This is a genomic window from Pseudomonas sp. 910_23 (assembly GCF_052850795.1).
In genome coordinates, this window is record NZ_VXCZ01000005.1 from 274,584 (window position 1) to 289,827 (window position 15,244).

Sequence of the window (15,244 nt, forward strand, 5' to 3'; positions counted from 1 at the left end):
TAATTGTGGTGCTGCTTCGAGATTTCCGGCGTGTCTGATAGGCTTTCGGCCCGGAATCGAAAAACCTGAGTACTGCCTGATTTTTCACGGAATTTTTGCAGACCGGCGTTGAGAATCAACCGCGGGCGCTTGAGTGCGCTCGTCGTCAGTGAACTTTAAAAAAGACTAAGAGGCATGCCACGCGCATGACCTTTGGAGAGAGCATGGATTTTTGGACCGCCATACAGGCATTGATTCTCGGCATCGTCGAGGGGCTGACGGAGTTCCTGCCGATCTCCAGCACCGGGCACCAGATCATCGTCGCCGACCTGATCAATTTCGGCGGCGAGCGTTTCGAAGCTTTCAATATCATTATCCAGCTGGGCGCGATCCTGGCGGTGGTCTGGGAGTTTCGCCGCAAGATCCTCGATGTGGTCATCGGCCTGCCGACCCAGCCCAAGGCCCGGCGTTTCACGGTCAACCTGATCATCGCCGTATTGCCGGCGGTGGTACTCGGGGTGATTTTTGCCGACCTGATCAAGCATTACCTGTTCAACCCGATCACCGTCGCCAGTGCCCTGGTGGTCGGTGGGGTGATCATGTTGTGGGCCGAACAGCGCCAACATGCGGTGCGTGCTGAAACGGTGGATGACATTACCTGGAAAGACGCCCTCAAGGTCGGCCTGGCCCAGTGCCTGGCAATGATTCCGGGCACTTCGCGTTCCGGTGCGACGATCATCGGCGGCCTGTTGTTCGGCCTGTCGCGCAAGACGGCCACCGAGTTTTCGTTCTTCCTAGCCATGCCGACCATGGTCGGGGCAGCGGTTTACTCGGGCTACAAGTACCGCGACCTGTTCCAGCCGGCGGACTTCCCGGTATTCGCCATAGGTTTTGTCACCTCGTTCATTTTCGCCATGATCGCGGTCAAGGGCTTGCTCAAGTTCATCGCCAGCCACAGCTACGCGGTCTTTGCCTGGTACCGGATTGCCTTCGGCCTGGTCATCCTGGCGACCTGGCAATTCGGCTGGATCGACTGGACTGCGGTCAAGCCATGAGCATCCAGCATCCACGCCTGAAGGCGCTGATCTTTGTGTTGTTATGCGCCGCGCCACTGTTGGGTTCAGCGGTGCTGTGGTATCGCGGCGAGACGGTGATCCCGCTGGCGGCGTATGGCGTGGTCAGTGTGGTGGCGTTCTTCCTGTACTGGAGCGACAAGCGCAAGGCGCAGACCGAGGGCCGGCGCATCCCGGAAAACATTCTGCACGCTGTCGAGCTGGCAGGCGGTTGGCCGGGTGCGCTGATTGCCCAGCAGGTGTTCCGGCACAAGACGCGCAAGGTGTCTTACCAGGTGCTGTTCTGGGTGATTGTGTTGCTGCATCAGGTGTTTTGGCTGGACCAGCTGTTCCTGGGCGGTACGCTGCTTTCAATCCTCTAGCAACAAGCCGATCTGCGTGCGCTTGGGCAGTTTGCTGACCACCAGTTGGTGAGAGCGCTGCAACAAGCCACGCAGCTCATCGGCGCCCAGCGGGTAGGGCGTATTCATGATGATCCACTGCGCCCGCGCCAGATACGGTGCGGGGTGGATGCCGGGGCGGTCGACGTGGCCCAGGAACAGTTCCTTGTCGACCTTGAACGCCAGCGAGTCGCCGCGCAGGTTCTGCAGGGCGAACATCTTGTTGCCGGCAATCGAGAACACCCGCACGCCGCCCCATTTATAATCTTCCCGCGCACCGGGCAGGGTCAGGCAGAACGCGGCCACTTGTGCTTCGGTCATGCTCATAGCAATCGATCTCCACAGCCTTTGAAGCCTTCTTCCAGGTAGTCGATCCACGCGCGGATCGCCGGCAGCACGCCACGCCGATGCGGGTATACGGCTTGCAACCAGCCGCCCGGCAATGACCATTGCGGCAGCAATTGCACCAGGCGGCCGCTGGCCAGTTCCTCTTCGCAATACATCATCGGCAGCACCGTAAAGCCCAGGCCCATGATGGCGCTGGCCTTGCGCACGATGAAGTCATCGATGCCCAGGCGGGCCTCCATCACCAGATCGTGAAGGTTGCCCTGGGGGTCGATAATCCGCTGGTGCACCATGCGGTCGGCTTCTAGTGCGCCGAGTATGGGCAGTTGCTTGAGGTCTTCAAGGGCGAGGACCTGCCGCTCGCGCATCAATGCCGGGCTGGCGACCAGCACTGTCTGGGCCTGGCGCAGGCGCTTGGTCACCAGCAGCGGGTCTTCATCACCCAGTTCGCGCACACGCAGGGCCACATCAATGCCTTCGGCGACCAGATCGACGCGGCGATTGACCAGGGTCATGTCCAGTTGCACCAACGGGTGCGCCGCAAGAAAGCCAGCCACCAGTTCCGGCAGGATCTGCTGGGCCAGACCCACCGGGCACGTGACCCGCAGGCGTCCACGCGGCTCGCTGGACATGCTGGCCACCGCCTCGTCGGCCATCTCCGCTTCCAGCAACATGGCCTGGCAATGGCGCAGGTAACGTTCGCCCACGGCAGTCAGGGTCAGTTGTCGGGTAGTGCGTTGCAGCAGGCGCGCTCCCAGGCGCTCTTCAAGCTCGGCAATGCGCCGTGACAGCCTGGACTTGGGAATCCCCAGCAGCCGGCCCGCCGCGGCGAAACCGCCGGCTTCGACGACTTTGGCGAAATAGTAGAGATCGTTGAGGTCTTGCATGGTCGGCCTATTGTCCTGTCAGTAGGACAAACTATCGCATTTCAGATGGCTTATCGACTATTGGTTTCATGCGTAGCATCACCACCATCTGATCGCCCCTGTCGATCCCACCTCGGAGATCCACCATGAAACTATTGCATATCGATTCCAGCATCCTCGGCGACAACTCGGCTTCCCGCCAACTCAGTGCCGGTGTGGTCAAGGCATGGCAAGCGGCTGAACCGGGTGTGCAAGTGACTTACCGTGACCTGGCCAGCGAAGGCATCAACCACTTCTCCGGCGCTACCCTGGGTGCACTGGGCACTGCGGCCGAACTGCGCGATGCCGCGCAAAAGCACGAGGCGGAACTGAGTGCATCGTCGCTGGCTGAATTCCTCGCCGCCGATGCCATAGTGGTAGGCGCACCGATGTACAACTTCACTATTCCCACCCAGTTGAAAGCCTGGATTGATCGCATCGCGGTTGCCGGCCAGACCTTCCGCTACACCGAAGCCGGCCCTGAAGGCCTGTGCGGTAACAAGAAGGTGATTATCGTGTCCACGGCCGGTGGCTTGCACGCGGATCAGGCATCTGGCGCTGCCCATGAAGGCTACTTGAAACTGCTGTTCGGTTTTCTCGGCATCACCAATATTGAAATCGTCCGCGCTGAAGGGCTGGCCTACGGTGATGAAGCGCGCAGCAAAGCGTTGAGCGACGCCAACGTGCGGATCAACCAGCAGTTGTTCGCCGCGGCGTAAGGCTTGTGTAAATTAAGCCGTTGCCCGGTTTCATTCTGAAGCCGGGCGCCTAAACTCTGTATTCTGATCGCCTGAACGCGAGCGGAGTACGGAGTTTTTTCGTTTGTGGCCCAGGTTATGCAGAGGTTATGCAGATAGGGATCCGATACCTGGACTTTTATTCGACATGCCGGTTCTTACGCAGCAAAGGTGGACATCCCCATGATGCGTCTTGGTGCTGTTTTGATTCTGTCCCTGTTTGGCGGCCTGCTTTCAGTGCACGCTGCACCGGCACCGCACCCGCATTGGAGTGTGGGGTTTCATCGCATGAGCGTGCTCGACCCGCTGGATTCGCAGCCGATGAAGGCCATTGCGTTTTACCCTTCCACTGACACCGAACGCACCACGCCACTGGGCGCCTATCAGGTCGCGGCCGGTGAAGACGCCAAGGTTGCCATCGGCCGTTTTCCCATGCTGATGCTGTCCCATGGCAATACCGGCACGCCCCTGGCCTTGCATGATCTGGCCACGTCACTGGCGCGCAAGGGATTTGTGGTGGTGGCGGTCCTGCACCCCGGCGACAACTATAAGGACCACAGCCGCCTGGGCACTGTGAGTAATCTGTATGGCCGGCCGATCCAGATCTCCCAGGCGATCACCGCGACCCTGGCTGATCCCATGCTGTCGCCCTTTGTGGATGTCGATCAGATTGGTGTCATCGGTTATTCAGCCGGTGGCGAAACCGCGCTGATCCTGGCGGGCGCCAAGCCGGATTTCGAGCGCCTGCGCCGTTACTGCCAACAACGCCCCGAGGACCGTGATGCCTGCACCACCAAGGGCGAGTTGGTGGTCGACCGCGACGACTTGCAGCCCCAAGCCGACCCACGCATCCATGCCTTGATGCTGATGGCGCCACTGAGCCTGATGTTCGGCCGCCACACTCTGGCCGATGTGCACGTGCCGGTGTTGCTCTACAGTGGCGACGGCGACCAGTTGGTGGCGGTGGACAAAAACGCTGCCGCCCTGGCGCGTAAGCTCCCAGAGCCACCGGACTTCAAGCTGTTGGCCGGAGCAGGGCACTTTGTATTCATGGCGCCATGCGACAGCGATCAACTGGCGACAATGCCAGGCATCTGCACCGATGCCGATGGCGTCGACCGCGAAGGTATTCACCGCGATATGGTCTCCGAGGCCGGGCGCTTTTTCAGCCGGACCCTCGGTGAGGCGACGCGTGCCGGCCTGCAGACCGCTGATCAGTAGGCGCGGCGCCTGAGCAGTACGGTCAGGGCGAGTGCGCTGACCGACAGCAACGCGGCACAGAAGAAGATCCAGCCGTAGCCGAGGTTCAACGCCACGGCCCCCATCAACGGCCCGGCAATCGCCAGCGCCAGGTCGAAAAACACCGCATAGGCACTCAGCCCCGCACCTCGGCTGCTGTCCGGCACTTGCTTGATGGCTTCAACCCCCAGCGCCGGGTACACCAGCGACAGGCCAAAGCCGGTCAGCCCGGCACCGATCAAGGCGACGCCGGTGGACGGCGCCAGCCACAGCAGCGTCAGGCCCAGGATTTCGATGCTCATGCAGGCGATGGCGGCGGTAAACCCGCCAAACCGGCTGATGGCAGAAATGAACATCAGGCGCGAGAGAATAAAACACGCGCCAAATACCGTCAGGCAATACGCCGCGCCGCTCCAGCCACGATTGAGGTAGTACAGGGTAATGAAGGTCGTCAGCGTGCCGTAGCCAATCGACGCCAGGCACAGGCTGGTGCCGAACGGTGCGATTCGCCCGAACACTGCCCAGAACGGCAGCCGCTCACCGCGCACCACCGGCACCGACGGTTTATTGCGGATCAGCACCAGCCCCAACCCCGCCAGCACCGACAGGGCAATTCCCAGGCTGGTATAGCCATATTCCGCCACCATCACCACGCCGACCGGCGCACCAACGGCAATGGCACCGTAGGAGGCGATGCCATTCCAGGAGATCGAGCGGGCCGTGTGTTCAGTCCCCACCGCGCCCATGCACCAACTGATGGTGCCCACGCCAATCAGGCCCTGGGCCACGCCCAGCAACAGGCGACCGACGATCAGAATGCCCAGGCTCAAGGCTGGCAGGCTGTCCACCAGGGTGGCGATAAAGGTCAGCACGCCGCTGATCAGGATGCCGGCCAGGCCCAGCACGATCGCACGCTTGGTGCCGACGTTGTCCGACATCCGCCCGGCCATTGGGCGGCTGAGTAACGTGGCCAGGTATTGCGAACCGATGGTGACCCCGGCGATAACTGCGCTGAAACCCAGTTGTTCGTGCACATAGCCTGGAATCACCGCAATCGGCAGGCCGATGCAGATAAAGGCTATGAAGGTGTAGAACACGATGGAGACGATCTGCAGGGTGATCGACAGGGAGGAGGGGGCGGCAGGCATGGGTACTCGATCGCTGGCGGGCGGTACGGCCATGATGCCACTGCTCTAACCAATGTGGGAGGGGGCTTGCTCCCGATAGCGGAGTGTCAGCCAACAGATCTATTGACTGAAACACTGCTATCGGGAGCAAGCCCCCTCCCACATTTGGATCTGACTGCCCTGGAAGCTGAGGGCGTTCTTAGAACACCACACCCTGGCTACGCAGGTAGTCGTCATAGGTGCCGCTGAAGTCGATCACGCCGCTTGGGCTCAACTCGATGATGCGGGTGGCCAAAGACGATACGAACTCGCGGTCGTGGCTGACGAAGATCAGCGTGCCCGGGTAGTTTTCCAGTGCCAGGTTCAGCGCCTCGATGGATTCCATGTCCAAGTGGTTGGTCGGTTCGTCCATGATCAGCACGTTCGGCTTTTGCAGGATCAGCTTGCCGAACAACATGCGGCCTTGCTCACCACCGGAGATCACTTTGACCGACTTCTGGATTTCGTCGTTGGAGAACAACATGCGGCCCAGAGTGCCACGGATCATTTGTTCGCCTTGGGTCCACTGGCCCATCCAGTCGAACAGGCTCACGTCGTCTTCGAAGTCGTGGGCGTGGTCCTGGGCGTAGTAGCCCAGTTCGGCGGCGTCGGTCCACTTGATGCTGCCGGCATCCGGGGTCAGTTCGTTGACCAGGGTGCGCAGCAGGGTGGTCTTGCCGATACCGTTAGGGCCGATGATTGCCACGCGCTCGCCAGCTTCAACCTGGAAGCTGAAGTCCTTGAACAGCGGCTTGCCGTCAAAGCCTTTGGCCATCTTTTCGACCATGACCGCCTGGCGGTGCAGCTTTTTGTTTTGCTCGAAACGGATGAACGGGCTCACACGACTCGACGGCTTGACTTCGGCCAGTTGGATCTTGTCGATCGCCTTGGCACGGGACGTGGCCTGCTTGGCTTTGGAGGCGTTGGCCGAGAAGCGGCTGACGAAGGATTGCAGTTCGGAGATCTGCGCTTTCTTCTTGGCGTTGTCCGACAGCAACTGCTCGCGGGACTGCGTCGCCACGGTCATGTACTCGTCGTAGTTGCCCGGGAACAGGCGCAGCTCGCCGTAGTCCAGGTCAGCCATGTGGGTGCACACGCTGTTCAGGAAGTGACGGTCGTGAGAGATGATGATCATCAGGCTGGAGCGCTGGGTGAGGATGTTTTCCAGCCAGCGGATGGTATTGATGTCCAGGTGGTTGGTCGGTTCGTCGAGCAACAGCACTTCAGGGTCCGAGAACAGCGCCTGAGCCAGCAATACACGCAGTTTCCAGCCTGGGGACACTTCGCTCATCGGGCCGAAATGCTGCTCCAGGGGAATCCCCAGGCCCAGCAACAACTCACCGGCGCGGGATTCGGCGGTGTAGCCGTCCATTTCGGCGAACTCGGTTTCCAGCTCGGCCACGGCCATGCCGTCTTCTTCGCTCATTTCCGGCAGCGAGTAGATACGGTCGCGCTCGGCCTTGACCTTCCACAGCTCCTCGTGGCCCATGATCACGGTGTCGAGCACGGTGAATTCTTCGTAGGCGAACTGGTCCTGGCGCAGTTTACCCAGGCGCACATTCGGCTCCAGCATGACCTGGCCGCCGGACGGGTCGAGGTCGCCACCGAGGATTTTCATGAAGGTCGACTTGCCGCAACCGTTGGCCCCGATCAAACCATAGCGGTTGCCGGCGCCGAACTTGACCGAGACGTTCTCGAAGAGCGGCTTGGCGCCGAACTGCATGGTGATGTTAGCTGTGGAGATCAATTACTTTACCTATCAATGGGTTGCGAGCGTGACGGCAGGTGCCTTCAGGCATGCGTCAACAGCGACATCAAGGCGCGAAACCCGGTCGCTGAGCGGAAAATTTGGGATGTGTGTTGGAATTTGGCGCGCATTGTCGCATATGTGAGGCGACAGTTGTATGGCAGTCGACGACGATGTTCCGCGCCTTGCGTGATTCGAAGCGCTGAAACCAAAGCTCGGGCCGGCGGGCAGGTATTCATTTTTTAGGTAACGATTGACAGTCTTTTCCCGTCCATCACCAATCTGTCCCGGCCATGGGCACTGAGGCCACATCAAAAGTCATCTGAAAAGGGGCAATGGGTATGGGGGTTTTCGATTACAAGAGCATGAAGGGCCAGAAGGCCAAGGCGCTGTTGAACGACGCTTTGGCCTTGTCCGATTACGCTTATGACGCCAGCGGCCAACTGCTGACCGCTGGCGGTTGGGCGCCTATCGGTGCGCAAGCACTGGGGGTGACGCAGAAAGTCGACGAGTACGGCACCTTTTGGGGCGAGACGGTATTGGCTCCCTCCGCCAACGTCAAGATTGTGGGGCAGTACGATGGCGTGGGTAAGCTGATCGCCATGGGGGTTGCCTTTCGTGGGACGTCCTTTGGCTTGTCCTGGGATGGATTGGGCGACGTCGCCAGCGATCTGGCTGCTGCCGCCGTACCCGGATACGCCGCCCATTATGCTCAGTTCGCGTTCAGTGGTTTATTGGAGAACGTCGCCAGCTACGCCAGGAGCCAGGGCTTGACCGGCAAGGATATCCTGGTCACCGGCCATAGCCTCGGCGCACTCGGGGCCAACAGCTTGGCGACCTTGAGCCATGATCATTGGGGCGGCTTCTTCGAGGATGCCAACTATGTCACCTTTGCCTCCCCCACACAGCGTTCGGGTGACACTCGGATCTTGAATATCGGCTATGAGAATGACCTGGTGTTCAAGGCCATTGATGGCGAAGGCATCAATACGTCGGCATTGCGCTGGGGTAACGATAGCGTTTGGGATTCGGCGGCCAATAACCTGGTCAGCTTTACCGATAACTACGCCTCGGTCTGGGCGCATTTACCCAATGCCCTCAACTGGGAAGGCGCCAAGGCTCACTCCCTGGACGGTTACATCCAAGGCATGAAACGTATCGCCTCCTCGGATTTCTACGACCTGACCAGCAAAGATTCGACCATCGTAGTCTCCAGCCTCAGCGAGGCCACGCGTGAAACCACCTGGGTGCAAGACCTGAACCGCTACGCCGAAAAACACACCGGCAATACCTTCATCTTCGGTACCGAGGGCAACGACCTACTCAAAGGCGGAGCGGGCAATGACTTCCTGGAGGGGGGCGCAGGTGATGATCGTTTCCGCGATGACGGCGGCTACAACATCCTGCTGGGGGGGCAGGGCAATAACGTCTTCGAACTGCAAAAGCCACTGGGCGCCTTCAGCTTTGCCAATGACGGCGATGGCACGTTGTATGTCAACGACGCCTATGGCGGTATCAGTATGACCCGGGATATCGGCGCATTGGTCAGCAAAGAAACGGCCTATATACCGTGGACTTCAATCCCTTGGGGCTCCAATGACATCACTTATAAGGTGACCGGCGATGGCCTGCTGGCCGGTAACGACCTGACGCACTACGCGGCCTCTACCAACGGAGATGCGCATGACAATGTCCTCACCGCTCATGCTACGGGTGATTGGCTGTTCGGCTTGGGCGGCGACGATCACCTGATCGGAGGCCCGGGTAATGACGTATTTGTCGGCGGCACCGGCAATGACCTGATGGTTGCAGGCGGTGGCAGTAATACCTTCCTGTTCGACGGCATCTTCGGCAACGACCGGATCCAGGGTTACCAGGCCAGCGATAAGCTGGTGTTCATGGGTATGGCTGGCCTGGGCCAGGATTACGATTACCGCTCTTATGCCTCGACGTTCGAGGACAACACCGTGCTGGCCTTTGGTGACAACTCGGTGATGTTAATGGGTGTGAACATGACTCAGTTGAATGGCGCAGGCATCTTTATTTCCTGAACGCAGGCGGGGCAGAGCACCTTGGATGACTGGGGTGTTCTGCTTCAGCCCATTACCGGCACCTGCAGGCTGGGTTTTGCCAGGGTTTCCGGCATCGCCAGCCACAACAGCAGCAACGCCACGCCCGCCACGCCCGCCAAGGTCAGAAAGGCTGCGTTATAGCCGGCCTGTTGCACCACGAAGCCGGCCAGGCTGCTGCTTAGCGCCGCGCCGAGGCCGAACACAGTGGAAAGGGCACCCAGACTTACATTGAAACGCCCGGTGCCTTGGGTCAGGTCTTTGACGATGACCGGGAACAACGCGCCGAAAATACCCGCGCCGATACCGTCAAGCATCTGCACCGCCACCAGCCAATACGGATCGCTGGACAGGGTATACAGCACGCCACGCAGCGGCAGGATCAGAAAGCCGGCCAGCAACAGCGGCTTGCGCCCCCAGATATCTGCCTTGAGCCCGACCAGCCAGGCGATCGGGACCATGACCAACTGTGCGGCGACAATGCAGGCTGAGGTCAGGGGCGTGGCCATCTGCAGGTTGATCTGCGCCAGCTTCTGGCTGACCAGTGGAAGCATCGCGGCATTGGCCAGGTGAAACAGCGCGCAGCAGACGGCGAACAGCAGCAACGGGCGGTTAGCCAGCAAGACGGTCAGGCCCGATGGCTGCTCATGGTCGCTGTGATGGGCGGGATCGAAGCCACGGGCCACCTCATGATCAATCGCCTTGCCAGAAACACAACTGACCGCAATGACACTGGCGACTGCCATAAACGCCATCAGGTAAAACACCACCACAGGCCCATACAGATACGCCAGGCCCCCGGCCAGCAGTGCGGCCACGGCGTTGCCGGCGTGGTTGAAGGTTTCGTTGCGCCCGGTACGCCGAGTGAAAGCTCGGGGGCCGGTAATACCAAGGGAGATGGCAGAAATGGCCGGGGCGAATACCGATGCGGCAACGGCGCTGGCGGCCTGGGTCAGCGCCACCCAGCCAAATGAACTGACGAAGGGCAGTATCAGGCAACTGCCGGTGACCAGCAGCGCGGCAATCGCGATGACTGCACGCTTGCTGCGGGTTCGGTCGATCAGCGCACCCGCCGGGCCCTGGGTGATCAAGGCGGCGATACCGGCCAGGGTCATGACTACGCCGATACTGGCCGGGTCCCATTTATGGACCGCCAGCAGGTAGATCGCCAGGTACGGCCCGAGACCGTCGCGAACATCCGCGAGGAAGAAGTTCAGGCTGTCCAGGGAAAGGGTGGTACGCAGATCTGAATGATGGGCCACAGTGCGACCTTCAAGAGCGGCGTTCAAGGGCTGAACACGCGATGGCTTAATGACCGGTAGGCTTGGCCATAAGTTTCGCTGGGGCTGCGGGTTTTATCTGGCAGATATTTGGCTTATGTTCCTAAGCCCGCTGTATTGACTTTCTGGAGACGCAATGGACATGCCCTCAGCGCAAGAGGCGATTGCCAGCAATAAAAACGCTTGGGACGAATCGGCCCGGTTGCACAAAGACACGGCGGCCTGGAGGGAGCTACTGGCCTCGGTGGCCGAACCTGACTTTTCCTGCCTTGACCCCACTATCACCGCGTTGCTGCATGAGGTAGGTGTGGCGGGCAAAGACGTCGTGCAGTTGTGCTGCAACAACGGGCGCGAGTCCCTGTCATTGTATGGCTTGGGCGCGCGCTCGGTGGTGGGGGTCGATCAATCCCGGGCGTTTATCGAGCAGGCTCTGGAACTGGCGGCAGTCTCGTCCCATAACCCTGAATTCATATTGACCGATATCCACCATTTACCCGAGCGGTTACATGCTCGGTTCGATGTCGCCTTGGTGACCATTGGTGTGCTGGGCTGGATGCCTGATGTGGCGCTGTTCATGAAGCATGTTGCCAGTGTGCTGAAGCCAGGCGGTACTTTGGTGGTGTACGAAACCCATCCATTCCTGGAGGTTTTCGACCCCCGTGCCGCCAACCCGCTGTTGCCTGACAGTTCTTACTTTCAGCGCGAGCCGTTTGTCTTGCAAGAGGCCATTGTCTATGAAGGGCAGGGCGAGCAGGCCGGGCCGACGTCCTATTGGTATGTACACACCCTGGGCAGTGTCGTCAGCGGGGCAATCACGGCACACCTTCAGATCGATCACTTGCAGGAATACCCGCATTCCAACCGGGAAGAACTTTACGATCAATATGAGCATCAGGTCGCGCAGTTACCCCTGTGCTTTACCCTGACGGCGACCAAACGTAACGACTGATCAAGTTCACAGCGCACAAAAAAAAGCCCGCGAGGAGAGGCGGGCCAAGGGATTCACTGGAGTAGGTATATGTAACCCTATCTGCCGGAAAGTGAAGAACGTGTGAAAATGCCGTGATCAAATCGGATAAACGCACCGATCACGAGCGCCGCACGAAGGTGCGCATGGTTTGCCCAGGGCCGGTGCTGAATACGGTGGGCCTGGGCATGCCTTCATCCGCTGCGATAAATACGAAATCATCGCCGTCGAGCCGGTAACTGGCGGGAAGCTGCTTGCCCGCGTCATCGCCGATAGCGTCAATCCAGGTAATGCTTTTGGGCGTGGTACTGGCATCCAGGAAAAAACGGCCCGCCAGCAGTTGATCACCATTGACGGTGGTCACTTCGAAGCAATCGCCCGTGATGGTGGTAATAGCCCCTGGCGCACTGTGGGCGTCGGCGGGGTTGAGGATGCCACTGTCTTCAAGGGCAGTCTGCTCCCAGGTGCCTTGTAAGCCGCGTAAATCGAGAGTTGAAACAGACAGCATGCAAATTCCTTATTGCTGATCAGGGAAGCGCCCCGTTGCATCAGGTACGCAACCACGATGTAGGCGGATAAGTTTTTTCTTTAGAAGACAGCTATTTGACAGCATTTTGATGTTCTATTGACTATGCTTGCAAGCGCGCAAGTCCGACAATGCTGCGCCATTTGTACTACTCCTCGATATAAAACCGAAATAATCCTTGGAAATGTGGGATATTTCGGCTGGCTAAGTGGTCACATCGCCACCGGTCCGGCGTATCCAGGGCGTTGTCCCTGATTTTTGAAGCCATTCAGGCTTCTGAGAATGATGGCCTTTTAGTATTATTTTAAGGTGTTCTTATTTTGAATCGCACTTCCCCGCTCCCGCCCTCCGTAGCGTCTGATGAAATTGACTTGTTTGAATTGTTTCACGCCATCTGGCGACAAAAAAAGCTGGTAGTCGGATGTACGCTTCTGGTGGGCGTATTAGGGGCAGGGTACGCGTTCCTGGCACCCAAGACTTATGAAGTCAGCAGTGTGCTGCGGCCTGCGGCAATCAATGAACTGGATGCGTTGAACCGTTCGGAAGTCTATAAGTTGCCTCCCGCTGACGCCCTGATGAAAGTGGGAGCACAGTTAGACTCTTACGAGGCGCGCTTGGGATTTTTCAAGGAACACGAGGAATTGTTCAAGGCGTTCAAGAAGCCGGGGCAGAGCCTTGAGCAAAGCTTTGAGGCGTTCAATCGAAACTCTGTCAACCTGATCTTGCCGGACCCGAAGAAATCAGACTCGCTGAGCAGCTATATTCGCTTGGAACTGCAATACCCGACAGACGTTGATGGTGTCGCGATCCTCAACGGCTTTGTAGACTACGCCATCGCCGCCGAGCGTCAGCAGGTTGGCGCCGACCTCAAGGTGATCGTCAATAACCGCTTGAGCGAACTCAAAGGCAAGATCGACGCCGCCCGTGACAACTACGATACGGAAAAGGAATCCAAGATCGCCAAGTTGCTCGAGGCTGACCGACTCAAGCGTGCCCAGTTGCAGGATGAGCTCAGCGCGCTGCGCTTGCAGATGAAGATGGAGCGTACCAATCGCCTGGCCGAGCTGGCGGAAGCCATCGCCATTGCCAAGTCCATGGGCATCCGCACCCCGACGACACCATCTTCCATGGCGGACTCCACGCGCAGTGGGTCGAGCCAGGTCATGCGCACAGAGGTGAACAATCAGAAGATCCCGCTGTACTTCATGGGCACCGAGGCTCTGGAAGCCGAGCGCGCTGCGCTGCAACAGCGCACCAGCGATGACTTCACCAACCCGCGAATTGCCGAGATCGGCAAGGATTTGCAACTGCTCGAAAGCAACCGCGAAGTCGAGGTGCTGCGCAAGCGCGGCAATGAGGACATATTCCTGCAGGACGTCGAGCCGCTTCGTGCTGAAGTTGCCAGGCTGCGTGGCTTGAACATCGACATGAGCAACCTCAAGCTGGTAACGGTCGACCGCCGCGCCCAAGAGCCTCTGGCGCCGATCAAGCCGAAAAAATCGCTGATCATTGCTTTGAGTCTGGTGGGCGGCCTGTTGGTGGGACTCATGATCGCGCTGATTCGCTACTTCATCCGCAGCCGTAGCCAGGCCGTACCCTTTACGGCGTTGGGAGACGGCAGTTTGCCCCGCCGCGAGATTAAGGACACCCCGCAATAATTTCAGCAAAACCTTTAGGCAGGTGGGCGGGAACGCCCGCCTGTTTCCATCCCCAGCACACTCAGTAGACAGCTTTTCACAATTCTTAGTTAACCTTTGGTTACAAAGTATGGCTAAATAACGGCCAATGGTTACACGCCGCAAGGTCGCCCAGCCTGCCGTGTCACCTGTACGTGAATTGTGATTTCAGGTGCTGCATATCCATCCTCGGCCGTTGTGGGCCCGCAGGAGCAGCCTGTTCTCTCCCTGACTTGTGACGAATCCCTTGAAACTCATCATTGTTGCTCTCTACGTTGCCTCCATTGCGTATGTACACCTGCGTGGTCGGGTGCGACACAAGCTGGGTCGCCAGCTTAGCGATCACTCGACGTTCCTGGCGCCGATCAACTGTTTCCTGTACTTGTTCTCCAAGCAGCCCAGCCGTCCCTATCTGTCGCCCAGCGATTTTCCAGACCTGAGCCCCCTGCAGGAACATTGGCAAGAGATCCGCGAGGAAGGCCAGAACCTGATGCGGGCCGGGGAGATCAAACGTTCGGATCAGTACAACGACGTGGGTTTCAACTCGTTTTTCAAGTCGGGCTGGAAGCGCTTTTACCTCAAGTGGTATGGCGACAGCCACCCTTCGGCGATGAAGCTGTGCCCGCGCACCACCGAGTTGGTGCAAGGGATCGGCTCGATCAAGGCCGCGATGTTCGCCGAACTGCCACCGGGCTCCAAGCTGGTGCGCCACCGTGACCCCTACGCGGGCTCCTATCGGTATCACCTGGGGCTCGATACGCCCAACGACCCAGGGTGCTACATCAATGTGGATGGCGAGAGCTATTACTGGCGCGACGGCGAGCCGGTGATGTTCGACGAGACCTACATTCACTACGCAGAAAACACCACCCAGCAGAACCGCATCATTCTGTTCTGCGATATCGAACGCCCGATGAAGTACCGCTGGGCGGCGGCATTCAACCGTTGGTTCAGCCGCAATGTAATGGCCGCTGCAGGCTCGCCCAATGATGATGGCGACAAGACCGGCGGCCTCAACCGCGCCTTTACCCGCTTGTACAAGATCCGCCTGCGCGGCAAAGAGCTCAAAAAGCGCAACCGCACACGCTACTACCTGGAAAAATGGGCGATCTTTGCCGGTCTGGCGCTGATCTTCATTCTTATCTGAACCCTGTG

The 15,244-nt window shown here is 59.1% G+C and carries 14 protein-coding genes; 8 read left to right on the forward strand and 6 right to left on the reverse strand.

The window, feature by feature from the left end:
• Positions 1–203: 203 nt before the first annotated feature.
• Positions 204–1,034 carry an undecaprenyl-diphosphate phosphatase gene (locus tag FW800_RS08385; RefSeq protein WP_005788518.1) on the forward strand — a complete coding sequence of 277 codons (831 nt, stop codon included), beginning with the start codon at positions 204–206 and terminating at the stop codon, positions 1,032–1,034.
• Positions 1,031–1,414 (forward strand): DUF1294 domain-containing protein, encoded by a 384-nt coding sequence (locus FW800_RS08390; protein ID WP_103734265.1) that lies wholly within the window; start codon positions 1,031–1,033, stop codon positions 1,412–1,414. The genes FW800_RS08385 and FW800_RS08390 overlap by 4 nt, the downstream gene beginning before the upstream one ends.
• Here FW800_RS08390 and FW800_RS08395 read toward each other — a convergent pair.
• Together FW800_RS08395 and FW800_RS08400 are read right to left on the reverse strand one after the other, a co-directional pair.
• Positions 1,403–1,759: an MmcQ/YjbR family DNA-binding protein gene (locus FW800_RS08395; protein WP_194438362.1), complete on the reverse strand. Its 357-nt coding sequence runs from the start codon at positions 1,757–1,759 to the stop codon at positions 1,403–1,405. The genes FW800_RS08390 and FW800_RS08395 overlap by 12 nt on opposite strands.
• Entirely contained in the window at positions 1,756–2,664 is a 909-nt protein-coding gene (locus FW800_RS08400) for a LysR substrate-binding domain-containing protein (RefSeq protein WP_032875659.1), read from the reverse strand. The genes FW800_RS08395 and FW800_RS08400 overlap by 4 nt, the downstream gene beginning before the upstream one ends.
• A 125-nt stretch (positions 2,665–2,789) precedes the next feature.
• On the opposite strand from FW800_RS08400, the gene FW800_RS08405 reads away from it, so the two are divergent.
• Together FW800_RS08405 and FW800_RS08410 are read left to right on the forward strand one after the other, a co-directional pair.
• The gene (locus FW800_RS08405) at positions 2,790–3,401 is read left to right on the forward strand and encodes an FMN-dependent NADH-azoreductase (RefSeq protein WP_194438360.1); all 612 of its coding nucleotides are present in this window, start codon (positions 2,790–2,792) and stop codon (positions 3,399–3,401) included.
• Positions 3,402–3,602: 201 nt separating this feature from the next.
• On the forward strand, positions 3,603–4,640 hold the full coding sequence (locus FW800_RS08410) for an alpha/beta hydrolase family protein (RefSeq protein ID WP_078821435.1): 1,038 nt from the start codon (positions 3,603–3,605) through the stop codon (positions 4,638–4,640).
• On the opposite strand, the gene FW800_RS08415 is transcribed toward FW800_RS08410, so the two are convergent.
• Together FW800_RS08415 and FW800_RS08420 are read right to left on the reverse strand one after the other, a co-directional pair.
• Positions 4,634–5,806 carry an MFS transporter gene (locus tag FW800_RS08415; protein WP_446437410.1) on the reverse strand — a complete coding sequence of 391 codons (1,173 nt, stop codon included), beginning with the start codon at positions 5,804–5,806 and terminating at the stop codon, positions 4,634–4,636. The two genes, FW800_RS08410 and FW800_RS08415, sit on opposite strands and share 7 nt — an antisense overlap.
• Positions 5,807–5,984: 178 nt before the next feature.
• A complete protein-coding gene (locus tag FW800_RS08420; RefSeq protein ID WP_003191057.1) occupies positions 5,985–7,571 on the reverse strand; it encodes an ABC-F family ATPase in 1,587 nt (528 codons plus the stop codon).
• 341 nt (positions 7,572–7,912) lie between these two features.
• Between FW800_RS08420 and FW800_RS08425 the strand changes: the two genes are divergently transcribed.
• Positions 7,913–9,622 carry a polyurethane esterase gene (locus FW800_RS08425; RefSeq protein WP_446437411.1) on the forward strand — a complete coding sequence of 570 codons (1,710 nt, stop codon included), beginning with the start codon at positions 7,913–7,915 and terminating at the stop codon, positions 9,620–9,622.
• A 44-nt stretch (positions 9,623–9,666) separates the two neighbouring features.
• On the opposite strand, the gene FW800_RS08430 is transcribed toward FW800_RS08425, so the two are convergent.
• Complete coding sequence (locus FW800_RS08430) at positions 9,667–10,902, reverse strand: MFS transporter (protein WP_446437412.1); 1,236 nt, start codon at positions 10,900–10,902, stop codon at positions 9,667–9,669.
• 154 nt (positions 10,903–11,056) lie between these two features.
• Between FW800_RS08430 and FW800_RS08435 the strand changes: the two genes are divergently transcribed.
• On the forward strand, positions 11,057–11,869 hold the full coding sequence (locus FW800_RS08435; RefSeq protein WP_446437413.1) for a class I SAM-dependent methyltransferase: 813 nt from the start codon (positions 11,057–11,059) through the stop codon (positions 11,867–11,869).
• Positions 11,870–12,008: 139 nt separating this feature from the next.
• On the opposite strand, the gene FW800_RS08440 is transcribed toward FW800_RS08435, so the two are convergent.
• Entirely contained in the window at positions 12,009–12,395 is a 387-nt protein-coding gene (locus tag FW800_RS08440; RefSeq protein ID WP_032875090.1) for a TIGR03067 domain-containing protein, read from the reverse strand.
• 338 nt (positions 12,396–12,733) lie between these two features.
• Here FW800_RS08440 and FW800_RS08445 point away from each other — a divergent pair, with 338 nt between their 5' ends.
• Entirely contained in the window at positions 12,734–14,071 is a 1,338-nt protein-coding gene (locus tag FW800_RS08445; RefSeq protein ID WP_103735219.1) for a Wzz/FepE/Etk N-terminal domain-containing protein, read from the forward strand.
• A 265-nt stretch (positions 14,072–14,336) separates the two neighbouring features.
• Positions 14,337–15,236 (forward strand): lipid A hydroxylase LpxO, encoded by a 900-nt coding sequence (gene lpxO / locus FW800_RS08450; protein WP_032875099.1) that lies wholly within the window; start codon positions 14,337–14,339, stop codon positions 15,234–15,236.
• Positions 15,237–15,244 lie beyond the last annotated feature (8 nt).